11 protein-coding genes are annotated in these 12,241 nt (G+C 67.7%); 6 read left to right on the forward strand and 5 right to left on the reverse strand.

Annotation, left to right across the window (positions count from 1 at the left end; all coding sequences use genetic code 11):
- Positions 1–151: 151 nt before the first annotated feature.
- On the reverse strand, positions 152–1,081 hold the full coding sequence (locus AC07XB_RS16435) for a LysR family transcriptional regulator (RefSeq protein WP_150991598.1): 930 nt from the start codon (positions 1,079–1,081) through the stop codon (positions 152–154).
- A 141-nt stretch (positions 1,082–1,222) separates the two neighbouring features.
- Between AC07XB_RS16435 and AC07XB_RS16440 the strand changes: the two genes are divergently transcribed.
- A complete protein-coding gene (locus tag AC07XB_RS16440) occupies positions 1,223–2,071 on the forward strand; it encodes an IclR family transcriptional regulator (protein ID WP_492371294.1) in 849 nt (282 codons plus the stop codon).
- A gap of 13 nt (positions 2,072–2,084) precedes the next feature.
- Here the strand turns inward: AC07XB_RS16440 and AC07XB_RS16445 are convergent, their stop codons facing one another.
- The gene (locus tag AC07XB_RS16445; RefSeq protein ID WP_492830757.1) at positions 2,085–2,855 is read right to left on the reverse strand and encodes a phytanoyl-CoA dioxygenase family protein; all 771 of its coding nucleotides are present in this window, start codon (positions 2,853–2,855) and stop codon (positions 2,085–2,087) included.
- A 289-nt stretch (positions 2,856–3,144) separates the two neighbouring features.
- Here AC07XB_RS16445 and AC07XB_RS16450 point away from each other — a divergent pair, with 289 nt between their 5' ends.
- The 5 genes from AC07XB_RS16450 to AC07XB_RS16470 all read left to right on the forward strand — a co-directional run bounded on the left by AC07XB_RS16450 (position 3,145) and on the right by AC07XB_RS16470 (position 9,317).
- Positions 3,145–4,065: an AAA family ATPase gene (locus AC07XB_RS16450; protein WP_043357117.1), complete on the forward strand. Its 921-nt coding sequence runs from the start codon at positions 3,145–3,147 to the stop codon at positions 4,063–4,065.
- A 6-nt stretch (positions 4,066–4,071) separates the two neighbouring features.
- Positions 4,072–5,118, forward strand: coding sequence for a DUF58 domain-containing protein (locus AC07XB_RS16455; protein ID WP_492830758.1), 1,047 nt, complete (start codon positions 4,072–4,074; stop codon positions 5,116–5,118).
- Positions 5,115–7,142 carry a transglutaminase TgpA family protein gene (locus tag AC07XB_RS16460; protein ID WP_492830759.1) on the forward strand — a complete coding sequence of 676 codons (2,028 nt, stop codon included), beginning with the start codon at positions 5,115–5,117 and terminating at the stop codon, positions 7,140–7,142. Before AC07XB_RS16455 ends, AC07XB_RS16460 begins: the two co-directional genes overlap by 4 nt.
- A 115-nt stretch (positions 7,143–7,257) precedes the next feature.
- Positions 7,258–7,746: a MarR family winged helix-turn-helix transcriptional regulator gene (locus tag AC07XB_RS16465; protein ID WP_492830760.1), complete on the forward strand. Its 489-nt coding sequence runs from the start codon at positions 7,258–7,260 to the stop codon at positions 7,744–7,746.
- The gene (locus AC07XB_RS16470; protein ID WP_492371289.1) at positions 7,743–9,317 is read left to right on the forward strand and encodes an MFS transporter; all 1,575 of its coding nucleotides are present in this window, start codon (positions 7,743–7,745) and stop codon (positions 9,315–9,317) included. Before AC07XB_RS16465 ends, AC07XB_RS16470 begins: the two co-directional genes overlap by 4 nt.
- A gap of 259 nt (positions 9,318–9,576) precedes the next feature.
- Here the strand turns inward: AC07XB_RS16470 and AC07XB_RS16475 are convergent, their stop codons facing one another.
- The 3 genes from AC07XB_RS16475 to AC07XB_RS16485 form a co-directional block, all read right to left on the reverse strand.
- Positions 9,577–9,894 carry a hypothetical protein gene (locus tag AC07XB_RS16475; RefSeq protein WP_006164639.1) on the reverse strand — a complete coding sequence of 106 codons (318 nt, stop codon included), beginning with the start codon at positions 9,892–9,894 and terminating at the stop codon, positions 9,577–9,579.
- A 271-nt stretch (positions 9,895–10,165) separates the two neighbouring features.
- Positions 10,166–11,629, reverse strand: coding sequence for a DegQ family serine endoprotease (locus tag AC07XB_RS16480; protein ID WP_492371288.1), 1,464 nt, complete (start codon positions 11,627–11,629; stop codon positions 10,166–10,168).
- A 143-nt stretch (positions 11,630–11,772) separates the two neighbouring features.
- Positions 11,773–12,096, reverse strand: a complete 324-nt coding sequence (locus tag AC07XB_RS16485) for a GIY-YIG nuclease family protein (protein WP_492371287.1) — start codon at positions 12,094–12,096, stop codon at positions 11,773–11,775.
- Between the last annotated feature and the right edge of the window lie 145 nt (positions 12,097–12,241).

Consider the following 12,241-nt stretch of genomic DNA (forward strand, 5'->3'; position numbering starts at 1 on the left):
CCTGGCATTCGCCAGGTGTGGAAGAGACAGTTAGATAGTCAGAGATAGTCAGCAAGTGCTCACGGTGTGAGCAACATTGTCAGCGCGGACATGGGCAGGCCTGCCAGCCGCCCACCCCCAACCGCAATGACCTCCACAGCCGCGCCAGCCCTCACGGGCCGGGCGCGGCTGCGTCGTTTCGGTCCTGCAGTTCGGAGGCCATCATGGCTTCCACCGCCTCCATGAAGACGCGTACCTTGCGCGGCTGCAGCCGGCGATCGGGCAGCAAGGCAAAGACCCGCAGCGGCGGCGGCGGGTAGTCCGGCAGCACCTTGACCAGCCGTCCCTGGGCGACTTCTGCTTCGCAATAGATCAGCGACAACCGGGCAATGCCAAGGCCGGCCAGGGCGCCCTGCAGCCGCAGCTCGGCGTTGGCGGTCTGCATGCGCGGCCGGATCGGTACCGCCACGCGCTCGCCATCGCGGGTAAATTCCCACATGCCGTCACCGGGCGTGGTCAGGGTTGGCAGGTTGGCCAGGTCTTCGGGCTGCAGTTGCAGCGGCAGGCCGGCGGCCAGCGCCGGCGCCGCGAACAGGCCTCGCTCCACATGATAGATGCGCCGCGCCACGGTCCCGGAATCGGGCAGGTCGGCATCGACCGCGACAAAGGCGACGTCGAATCCGTCACGAATTGGATCGACCATGCCTTGCGAGATCTCCACCTTCACGTCCAGTGCCGGGTGGGCCGCCAGCGTGCGGCAGATCACGCCGCCCAGTTGCTGGGCGCCAAACTCGTACGGCGCGGCGATGCGCAGCACGCCTTGCACCCGCTCTTCGCGCGCCAGTGTTTCCTGGCGGATCTCACGCAGCCGCGCGAACAAGGGCGCCACGTCGCGGTACACCGCGCTGCCGGCGTCGGTCAGGCGCATGCGCCGGGTTGTGCGCTGGAGCAGCTTGGAGCCGATGGCCGACTCAAGCCGCGCAACCGCCGCCGAGACCCGGGACTTGGGACAGTCGAGCTGCTCGGCCGCAGCCGTGAAAGTGCCTTGCTCCACCACGCAGCAGAAGGCTTCCCAATCGTTCCACTGGATTGTCTCGTTCACCAGGCGATGTTTCCTTTACAAGCTATGTTTCCCAAACGCGCGACATTATGCGCGCAGCGGGCGCGCCACTGGCGCGCGTCCCGCATTTCCTCTACCCTTTCGGCCTTTCCGTGTGTATTCGGCAATCAGCCGAACCAACCGATGGCCAGCCCTGCCGCTCCCGACAATTCCGACCACCCGGCCACGGATGCTTCCGTGGCGCCCGCCGCCGCGCCGGGCCCGGAGAAGCCGAGCGATAGCTATGTGCAGTCCTTTGCACGCGGGCTCTCGGTCATCCGTGCCTTTGACGCGCAGCACCCCGCCCAGACGCTGAGCGAGATCGCGCAGGCCAGCGGCCTGACCCGCGCCGGCGCGCGGCGCATTCTGCTGACCCTGGTCGGCCTGGGCTATGTGCGCGCCGATGGCCGCCTGTTCCGCCTGACCCCCAAGATCCTCGACCTGGGCTTCGCCTACCTGACCTCGATGCCGTTCTGGAACCTGGCCGAGCCGATCATGGAGGCGTTGTCGCAGGAGGTGCGTGAAAGCTGCTCGATCTCCGTGCTGGACGGCACCGAGATTGTCTACGTGCTGCGGGTGCCAGCGCGCAAGATCATGACGATCAACCTGTCCATCGGCAGCCGGCTTCCGGCCTATTGCTCGTCGATGGGCCGCGTGCTGCTGGCCGGCCTGCCGCTTGAGGAGCTCGACCGGGTGCTGGGCGCTAGCGAACTGCGCGCCCGTACCAGCCGCACCGTCACCGATCCCGCCGAGCTCAAGGCCATCATCGCCGGCATCCGCACACGCGGCTGGGCCCAGAACGACCAGGAGCTGGAAGAAGGGCTGGTTTCGCTGGCCGCGCCGATCCGCAACCGTGCCGGCCAGGTCATCGCCGCCATCAATATCAGCGGCCAGGCCAACCGCACCAGCGCCGACGACATGGCCAGCAGCTTCCTGCCGCCGCTGCTGGCCGCCTCCGAGAAAATCTCGAACCTGATCAGCCTGCGGAGCTGATGCGCCAGCGCGGTTAGCGCGTGGGCGTTGCCGGCGTGGGCAGCTCGACGCTGCCGAACTCGGCCGAGCGGGTGCCCGGCAGCGGATGGTTGCTGGCACCGTGGTAGGCGAAGGCGACCGACAACTTGACCGCTTCGGAAACGTTCTGGCCTGCGCTGTGAAACAGCCGGCTGTCGAACAGCAGCACGTCGCCGCGTTCCAGGGCCAGCGGCCGCACGCCTTGCAGCATGGCCTGGCTGGCCGGATGCGACTCGATCAGGAATTCGGCCGCATCGAGCTGGCCGGGTTCGAGCGCGACGGTGTGCGAGCCGGGAATCACGCGCAGCACGCCGTTGCTCTCATCCTCCCTGCCCAGCGCCAGCCACACCGTCACCAGCTCCGGGCGAGCAAATGACCAGTAGCGGGTATCACGGTGCCAGCCGGTCTGGCTGCCATAGTGCGGATGCTTGGTCATCACGCAGTTGTGGTGAGCGAGAGTCAGGCGCACCGGCTCGCCCAGCAAGCTCGCCACCACCTGCCCCACCGCGGGATCGGCGGCCCATGCACGGAACGCATCGTCGCGCCCATAGGCCTGGCGCAAGCGCCGCACCGTGGCCCCTCCGACGGCGTCGCGGCTTGCGGGCGCGCCGGGATAGCCTAGCTCGGCTTCATATTCGACCGGCGCCGCCGCCGCGGCCAGTTGCGCGCGTGCAACCTGCTCGAGCTGGTCGCAGACCGCGGGCGGGGCAAAGCCGCGCAGCACGATATAGCCATCTGCGTGAAAGGCGCGGTTGAGTTCGTTCAAGTCTGCAGCGGTCGGGGCGATGGCCGAAGCGATGGAAGCGATGGAAGCGGTGGAAACCTTGGAAGCCGTGGAAGCCACTTTGGAAGCGGCACCCGGCGGGACAGCAAGCGGGGAGTTCATTGCAGCGGATGGGGGGTTGGCTGGGCCGACAGCTTCGATAATGCCAGAAGCCGGGCGAATCGGCGCGCCCCGCGTGTGTTGGGTGCCCGTTGCGTGCGCAAACAGACTGTTCCCGCGCCTAGGCGCGCCGCTACAATGGCCGGGTTCTCCCCCGACCCGCAGGCTCCACGTGACAGCTCGCCCACGCATCGTCGCATCGCTCTCCGAGGCGGAAGCCCAGCTTGGCCGCATCGTCCTGGGCAAGCCCCGGCAGATCCGGCTGGCGCTGGCCTGCATGCTGGCACGTGGCCATCTGCTGCTGGAGGACCTGCCGGGCGTGGGTAAGACCACGCTCGCCCACGCGCTGGCGCGCACGTTGGGGCTACAGTTCCAGCGCGTGCAGTTCACCAGCGACCTGTTGCCCGCCGACCTGATCGGCGTCTCCGTCTTCGTGCGCGACAGCGCGGAATTCCGCTTCCATCGCGGCCCCGTGTTCGCGCAGGTGGTGCTTGCCGACGAGATCAACCGCGCCACCCCCAAGACGCAGAGCGCCCTGCTGGAGGCGATGGCGGAGGGACAAGTCACCCACGACGGCGTCACCCATGCCTTGCCGTCCCCGTTCTTTGTCATCGCCACGCAGAATCCGCTGGACCAGATCGGCACGCACGCCTTGCCCGAATCGCAGCTCGACCGCTTCACCATGCGCCTGTCGCTGGGTTATCCCGATCCGGCTTTCGAGCGCGTGCTCTACCTCGGCGGGGCAGCGCCCGCGGCCGGCACGCCCGTGATGGATGCCGAGCAGGTGGCCGCGCTGCAGCAGGCCGCGGCCCAGGTCTATGCCGGCCCGGCGCTGGTGGACTACGCCCTGGCGCTGGTGCAGGCCACGCGCGCGCACTCCGCCTTTGCCGCCGGGCTGTCGCCGCGGGCAGGCCTGGCGCTGCTGGCCTGCGCGCGCGCCTGGGCGCTGCTGCACCAGCGCGACAGCGTGCTGCCCGAAGACGTGCAGGCGGTCTTCATGCCAGTGGCGGGCCACCGGCTGCTGCCGTCCGGCGCAGCCGGCGGTGGCCAGGAGGCGCTTACCCGCCTGCTGGCTGATGTAGCCATTCCCTGACGCCCGATGGCACGCGGCCGGCCGTTTTCCTCGCCGGGCACGGCATCCCCGGCCGCGCCTGGCCCCAAGCGGCAGGCATGGGCGTCGCCACCCTGGCTGCAGCGCCGGCGCGCCCCCCGGCAAGGCGTGGTAACGCTCGACCGCCGTCACCTGTACATCTTGCCCACCCGGGCCGGCCTGGGCTTCGCGGTGTTGCTGATGGCCATGCTGCTGACTTCGCTGAACTACAACATCAGCCTGGGCTTCGCCCTCACCTTCCTGCTCGGCGGCATCGGCATGGCCTGCATGTGGCAGGCCTACCGCAACCTGCTCGACATGACGGTGGCCGGTGTCAGCGCGGCGCCAGCCTTTGCCGGCGAGCCGGCGGCATTCAGCCTGCGCATTTCAGGCAGCGACGCGCCGGTGCGCATCGGCGTGGAGGCGAGCCTGCCGGCCCAGGCCGGCGCGCTGCCTGCCCGCCTGAGCCTGGCACGGGATGCCTCCGGCCAGCTGATCTTGCACATGCCTACCAACCAGCGCGGCTGGCTGGCGCTGCCGCGCGTCACGCTCTCGAGCCGTTTTCCGCTGGGCCTGTTCCGGGTGTGGAGCTATGCCGACCTGCCGCTGGCCGCGCTGGTCTACCCAAGGCCGGAACCTGGCGCGCCGCCTCTGCCTTTTGCCGCGCAGCCCGACGATGATGGCGCGGCGTCCTTGCCCTCGGACGATGGCACGGATCAGTTGCGGCGCTACCGCAGCGGCGATCCGCTGCACCGCGTCGCCTGGAAACATAGCGCGCGTACCGGCCGCTGGCTGAGCCGCACCGGCGAGGCCGGCGGCCTGCCGACCTGCTGGCTGGACTGGCAGGCCCTGCCGCAACAGCTCGGCCCTGAGGCGCGGCTATCGCGCCTGTGCGCCTGGGTGGTGGCCGCGGGCGACACCATGGAAATCGGCCTGCGGCTGCCCGGGGTCGATATCTCGCCCGGCCGCGGGGGCGCGCATCGCCGCGCCTGCCTCGAAGCCCTGGCCCTGTGGCCGGGACGCGCAGGTCAAGCCCCGCCGGAGCGCACACCGTGAAGCTGCCACCGCGCCCCCTTGCGCACGAAGAGCATGGCCTGCTGCTGAGCCAGCTGGCACTGGTGCTCGCGCCGCAGGCGCGCAGCCTGCCGGTGACCATCAGCGTCTTGCTGGTCTTGCTGCTGGCGTGGCGCTGGCTGTTGTGGCACCAGCGCGCGCCGCTGCCCTCGCGCCTGATGCTCGGGATCATCGCGGGGCTGGTGATGCTGGTGGCCGCCGCACTGGTCTGGCAGGCCGGCGGCAACATGGGGCGCGACCTGTCGGTGGCGCTGCTGGGCGCCTTCGTCGTGCTCAAATTGCTGGAGTGCCGGGTGCTGGCCGATGCCACGCTGGTTACCCAGCTGTGCTTTTACCTGCTGCTGAGCCTGTACCTGTTTGACCAGCCGTTCTGGCTGGCCTTGTACAGCCTTGCCATTGCCGCCTGGCTGCTGCGCAACTGGCTTTTCCTGGGGCATCCCGAGGCGCGCGGCTATCTTGCCGTGTGGCCGTTGCTCGGCCGCCTGACGCTGATCGGGCTACCCTGGGCGCTGCTGCTCTTTGTCTTGTTTCCGCGCCTGGATCGTCCACTGTGGCGGCTGCCGCAAGCCGAGGCCGTGGCCACTACCGGCATCAGCGACACCATGAGCCCGGGCAGCGTGAGCCGGCTCACCCAGTCGACCGAAGTCGCACTGCGCGCCGACGTGCAAGGCGGTCCGTTGCCGGCCAGCGCCCTGTACTGGCGCGCGCTGGTGCTGTGGCAATTCGATGGACAGACCTGGCGGCCATCGCCACTGCGGCAGCGGCGCGCGCAGCCGGCGCCGGGCTTGCCGGCGGCCGACGACACGGCTGCGGATGCCGGGCCTGGCGAAACGGTTGGCAACGCCTCGGCCAACGGGATCGTCAACTACAGCATCACGCTGGAGCCCAACCAGCACGCGTGGCTGTTCCTGCTCGACCGTGGCCAGGCGATTGCCCCCGGCGCCGGCGCGGTGATCAATGCCGACGGGGAGTTTTTTACGCGCGACCCGGTGGACCGGCGCCTGCGCTACCGCGCGCGTTCGGCTCCCGCCGCAGCGCAGCCTCTCGATCTGGCGACGCGAGAGCTGGCGCTGGCATTGCCGCCGGGCAACCCGCGCACGCGGGCGCTCGCCGCCGCGTGGGCGGAGCAATACCCGGATCCCGCCCAGCGGGCGCGGGCCGCGCTGCGGCTGTTTGCCGCCGCGCCGTTCAGCTACACGCTCTCGCCTTCGCCGCTTGGCCACGAGCAGGTCGACAGTTTCCTGTTCGACACGCAACGCGGCTTTTGCGAGCATTACGCCAGCAGCTTCGTGTTCCTGATGCGCGCGGCCGGCGTGCCCGCGCGCGTGGTCACCGGATATCTCGGCGGCGAGTACAACCCCATCGGCGGCAACTACATCGTGCGGCAGGCCGATGCCCACGCATGGGCGGAAATCTGGCTCGAAGGGCGCGGCTGGGTGCGCGTCGATCCCACCAGCGCGGTGGCGCCAAGCCGGGTCGAGCGCGGCATCGACGCCGCACTGGAGGCCAGCGAGATTGAAGCACTGCACGCGATGCGAGACCCGGGCTGGCTGCGGAACCTGCGCTGGGGCATGGACGGCATGGTCTACACCTGGCAGCGCTGGGTATTGCAATACGATCGCGGCCAGCAGGCCCGGCTGATGCAGCAGCTCGGCATCGGCGACAGCGTGCCGCAAGTCCTGCTGGGTGGACTGGCGGCGCTGAGCCTGCTGGCGCTCCTGCCGCTCGTGCTCAAGCGCCGCCGGATCGATCCCGTGCAAGCCGCCTACGCACGCTTCTGCCGCCAGCTGGCACGCCGCGGTTGCGTGCGCGCGCCGTCCGAAGGGCCGCAAGATTTTGCAGCACGGGCCGCGCGCGCCCTCCCGGCTGCCGCGCTGGCAGTGCGGGACTTCAGCGATCGCTACACCAGGCTGCGCTACGGCCGCCTGGCGCCGGCGCAGCACTCGGCCGAGCTTGCCGGGCTGCGCCAAGCGCTGCGGCGGCTTTGCCGTCACCTTGCTCGCTAAACATAGCGAGCGCCGGGAGGCATCAGCGCCCTGACTTGTTTCAGATGATATAATTACGTTTGTAATTATATTGCCGGACCGGCTCCGTTGCTCCGGCATCACCTGACTCCCCGCCATGTCCTTCGAAGACCGCATTGACCGCTTCTGCGCGGACCATCCGGAAGCACCGCGCGACCTGATCCTGGCGTCCCGGCTGCTCATGCGCACCGCACGCCTGCTGCGCAGCCACATCGATCGCGCGCTAGCGCCCTTCGAGCTGGACCTGCAGCAATACCTCGCCATCAGCCTGCTCGCCACCGACGACGACCAGCCCAGCCTGCCATCCGAGCTCGGCATCACGCTCGACGCCACGCGCACGCAGATGACCCGGCTGATGGACGGCCTCGAAGCGCGCGGCCTGGTGCGCCGGCACACCTCGGCGCAGGACCGCCGCAGCACCGAGCTGGTACTGACAGCCGCCGGCCACCGCATGCTGGAGCGTGCCGCCCCGGCCGTGCATGCGGCCTACGCCGAAGCCTGGGGGCCGGTAGGCGAAAGCGGCCTGGCCGCTGCCACGCGTGCGCTCAACCGGATGCACCAGAACCTGCTGACGCTGGAACCATGAAAACCGTGTCTGCCTTACGGCCGCTGCGGCTCGGGCTGCGGTGGCTGCGCCTGCTCAGCCACCGGCAGCGCCAGACCCTGGTGATGTTGCTGCTTGCGCTGGCCACCTCGGTGGAGTTCCTTGAGAACATCATGTTCGTGTTCGCATCGAGCCATATCGTTGGCGGCGTCGATGCCGATCCGCGCAGCTTCGCCCTGGTCCAGGCCGCGTACGCGGTGGGCAGCATGTTGATGATCCTCAAGCAGCAGTGGCTGGCGCAGCGCTTTGGCTATCGCTACTACCTCACCGGCGCGCTGCTGATCTTCATGGCGGGCACGCTGGCGGCGGCCACCAGCCATTCGCTGCCGCAGCTGGTGGGCGCGCGCTTTGTGCAGGGCGTGGGCGGCGGGGCGCTGTTTACCAGCTGCCGCATCTTGGTCAATGTGATGTTCGCGCCAGCCGACCGGCCACGCGCTTCGCGCATCTTCATGCTGGGGATCTTTGCCGCCTCCGCGCTGGCGCCCGCCATGGCAGCCGAGCTAATCGACCGTGGCGTGTGGCAGGACGTGTTCTACGGCGTGCTGCCCTTCGCCGCGCTGGCAACGCTGGGGGCGTGGCTGCTGCTGCCAGACGCCGAGCCGCGCGAGGACGATCCCGGCCCCGCGCTGGGCCCGCTGCTGCTATTCGGCGCGGCGGTGGTGACCCTGCAGGCCGCCATGACGGAGGCGCGCTTCGATATCTTCTCGCACCCACTGCGGCTGGCGCTGATCTGCGCGGCGGGTGTCGGACTGCTGATGGGGTTTCTCTGGCAGCAATGGCATCACAGCACGCCGGTGCTCCATCTGCGCGCGCTGCGCAATCCGGTCTACCTGACCGGGCTGGCCATGTATTTTGTTTACTACCTGATCAGCAACCTGAGCAGCTACGTGTTCCCGATCTACGCCGAGCAGGCGCTCGGGCTGCCGCTGGCGACCACCGGCTGGCTCAACACCTTCGCCGCCACGGTCAGCCTGGCCGGCATCTTCGTCTACCTGCGCCTGGCCCCAAAACTGCCGCACAAGAAGCCGCTGATGGCAAGCGGCCTGCTGCTGATGGCCGGGGCCGCGTGGTGGTTTTCGTCGATGCCGCCCAACGCTGGCCCGTCGGCGCTGGCGTGGGGACTGGTGGGCAAGGGCCTGTTTGGCGTGATGGTCATCATCCCGATTGCCGGACTCACCTTCCGTTCGCTGGCAGGCGACGATTTCGCCCACGGCTACCGCAGCAAGAACCTGCTGCGCCAGATCGCCGCGTCCTTCGCGTCCGCGCTTGGCGCCGTGCTTTTGCAGAACCGGCAGTTCGCGGTACACACGAGCCTGACCGGCGCCCTTGGCCAGCACACGGCAGAGACGCAGCAGTGGATGGCGGCCGCCCAGGCAGCCTTGAGCGCGCGTGGGCTGGATCCGGGCCATGCCTATCAGGCCGCGCTGGCGCAGCTTGCCGGCCTGGTCGATACGCAGGCCAGGCTGATTGCCTGCGAGGATCTGTATCGGCTGATCGCGGCGCTTGCGCTGATGGCTGCTGTCTTTATGCTGGCGCAACGCCGTCTCGATTGAAGCGCGCTTGCTGCAAGACTGGGAGTTGGATGCCGGGGCGCGGGCAGATCTGTCTGCCGCACAGGCTACGCAGTGTCGGCCCGAGGGGCTGGAGCAGCGTGTTGGATCTGGTAAATCTGGCTGAATCTGGCTGAATCTGGCTGGCATGCCGGAGCGGATCGCTCCGGGGAGGCGCGGCGCGGGGCGCGCGCGGCTGTCGCTTTCCGGGAAAGCGTCGGGTCGGCTAGTTGATCGGTTCTAGTGGCTCTAGCGGTTCTAGTCAGAACAGAGCGAGCTGGCGCATGCCAAAGCCGATGGTTTCTTCCACGCGCATGCGGGCGTGAGCGAGCGAGCCCTCCGCACCGGAGTAATTGCCTGCGGCCCAGTGATAGACCACCGGCATGTCGCCGCGATCGGACAGGCGAACTTCGCCCAGTTTCTCGCCGCGCTCATTGCGGTAGAAATGCGAACGGTAGCCCCGCTCCCAGTGCGGGGCTTCGGCTTTCTTGCGTCGGCGCGGGGTGGGCGAGGCTTGCGGCAGGCGCCGCGCTCTCTCGGTACCCGTGGTCGCGGACGCGCGGGTGAAATCCAACTGCATAGACTTCCTTGTGTCATCGAGTCTGCAGGACAATTTCGCATTAATGGCCCGGGATGGTCAAGGCCGTTACTGCGTGTCCTGCTTCGCAGTCGAGATGATACCTGTTACCGCGCGTTCTGGCAGCCCTATTGCACCGGAATTCGGCGTCCACTAAGGCTTGGCGGGCCGACACGTATACCTTCGCGCCGGCCCGTCCGCCATTTATGCCGAGGTTAACTCGGGGTTAACTTCGCGGTTAACTCCCTGGCTAACTCCGTGGCCGGCTTTGCCGTTAACCCAGGTCCAGTGGGATAAAGATACGGGCATCGTCACGTTGCACCAGCAGTGCAACCTGCTTGCCAGACTTCGCTACCAGGGCCCGCAACTGCTCCGCCGAGCTGATCGGCGTGCCGTTGATGGACAGGATGACGTCACCCGGCTGGATGCCCACCTTGGCCGCCGGGCCTGCGACATCTTCGACCACCAGCCCGCCGTCGATCCCGCTGTCGCGCTTCTCGGTCGGGCTCAGCGGGCGAACCGCCAGGCCAAGCTTGCCGCCGGCGTCATTGGCGGGGGTCTTGCCAGCGATTGCCGCATCCTTGGCCGTGCCGACCTTCACCGTCAGGGTCAGGGGCTCGCCCTTGCGGATCACCTTCAGCGAAGTCTGCGTGCCCGGCGCAATGTCGGCCACATGCTCAGGCAAGTCGCCCGAATGGTCGATCACGTCGTTGCCAAGCTGCACGATCACGTCGCCCGGTTTGAGGCCGGCCTTGGCGGCCGGGCTGTCCGGCTCCACCGAGTTGACCAGCGCCCCGCTAGGCTTGGGCAGGCCGAACGATTGCGCCAGGGCCTGGTTGATCTCCTGCACGCCGATGCCGAGACGGCCGCGCGTGACCTTGCCATGCGCCACCAGCTGCGCCTGCACCTTGGTGGCCACGTCGATGGGAATCGAGAACGACAACCCCTGGTAACCGCCGGTCTGGCTGTAGATCTGCGAATTGATGCCGATCACTTCGCCCCGCTGGTTGAACAGAGGGCCGCCCGAGTTGCCGGGATTGACCGCGACATCGGTCTGGATAAACGGCACATAGGTGTCATCGGGCAAGGAGCGCGATTTCGCGCTGACGATGCCGCCGGTGACCGTATTCTCGAAACCGTAAGGCGAGCCGATGGCCAGCACCGGCTCACCCACGCGTACGCGCGAGGGGTCGCCCAGGCGCACGGTCGGCAGATCCTTGGCGTCGATCTTGATCACTGCGACGTCCGTTTGCGCATCCGCGCCCAGCACCTTGGCCTTGAATTCGCGGCGGTCGGTCAGTTTGACCGTCACCTCCTGAGCGCCGTCCACCACGTGCGCATTGGTCAGGATCAGACCCTCGGGGCTGACGATAAAGCCCGAGCCAAGGCCACGCACAAGTTGCTGCTGGCCATTCTGCGGTCCCTGGAATTGCGGGCCGAAGCGCTTGAAGAACTGGAACAGGGGATCATCCGGGTCCATGCCCTGCGGCACTTGCGCCGAAGCGTGCTGGGCACGCGCCGTAACACTGATATTGACCACCGCCGGACCGTACTGGTCGACGATGCTCGAGAAATCGGTGGGCGCGGCCACGGCCAGCGGCTGGGCCGAGGCCGTCACGGGCGCCTGGGCGGCATATCCCGGCGTGATCACTTCCTTCTGCAGATAGGCATACCCCCCGGCAAGAGCGGCCAGGGCAGCAATGCCAATGGCGGAGCGTGCAAGCGTCTGGCGAATCATGGCGTTTTCCTTTCTTGGTTACCTCAGGCGTCCGGGCTATCTGGACGCGACAGGACCATCCTAAAGGCCGATCCTTAAACCAGACTTAAGGAAGCGTAGAAGGCACTGTCGGGATCAAGAAGGGTGCCACCGATGCGGGGTATTCAAGGTGCGAGGATATTGCTCAAGCCAGGATCGACGGCTGAAGCATCGGGCATCTCTGTCGCCAATTGCGCGCAAAAACTCCGCTTCTGCGCGGAAGTCAGCCGCTTCGCCGCCGCTTCAGCTTTTGAGGCTTCCGAGCGATTGTCGAAGCGCTGCCAGCCCAGGATCCTGACTGGCTTGCGCGATCGCGTATATTTAGCGCCCGTTCCTGCCAGATGCTGGGCGAAGCGCCGCTCCACATCCGTGGTGATACCGGTGTAGATCGTGTTGCCCTCGCATTCGAGCAGGTAAAGAAACCACGGGGCTTCGCCGTCAGCTGGCATTCGAAATGAGCTAGAAAAGGGGAGGCAAGATGGCCGGAGCGGCAATTATGCTTGCTGCCATCACTTTTCGCAGCCGCAAAAGCAAAACCCCCCAGTACTTTCGTACTGGGGGGTTTCAAGGGAGAGCCTGGCGATTACCTACTTT

The sequence above is a fragment of the Cupriavidus sp. GW821-FHT02F09 genome (genome assembly GCF_059421605.1).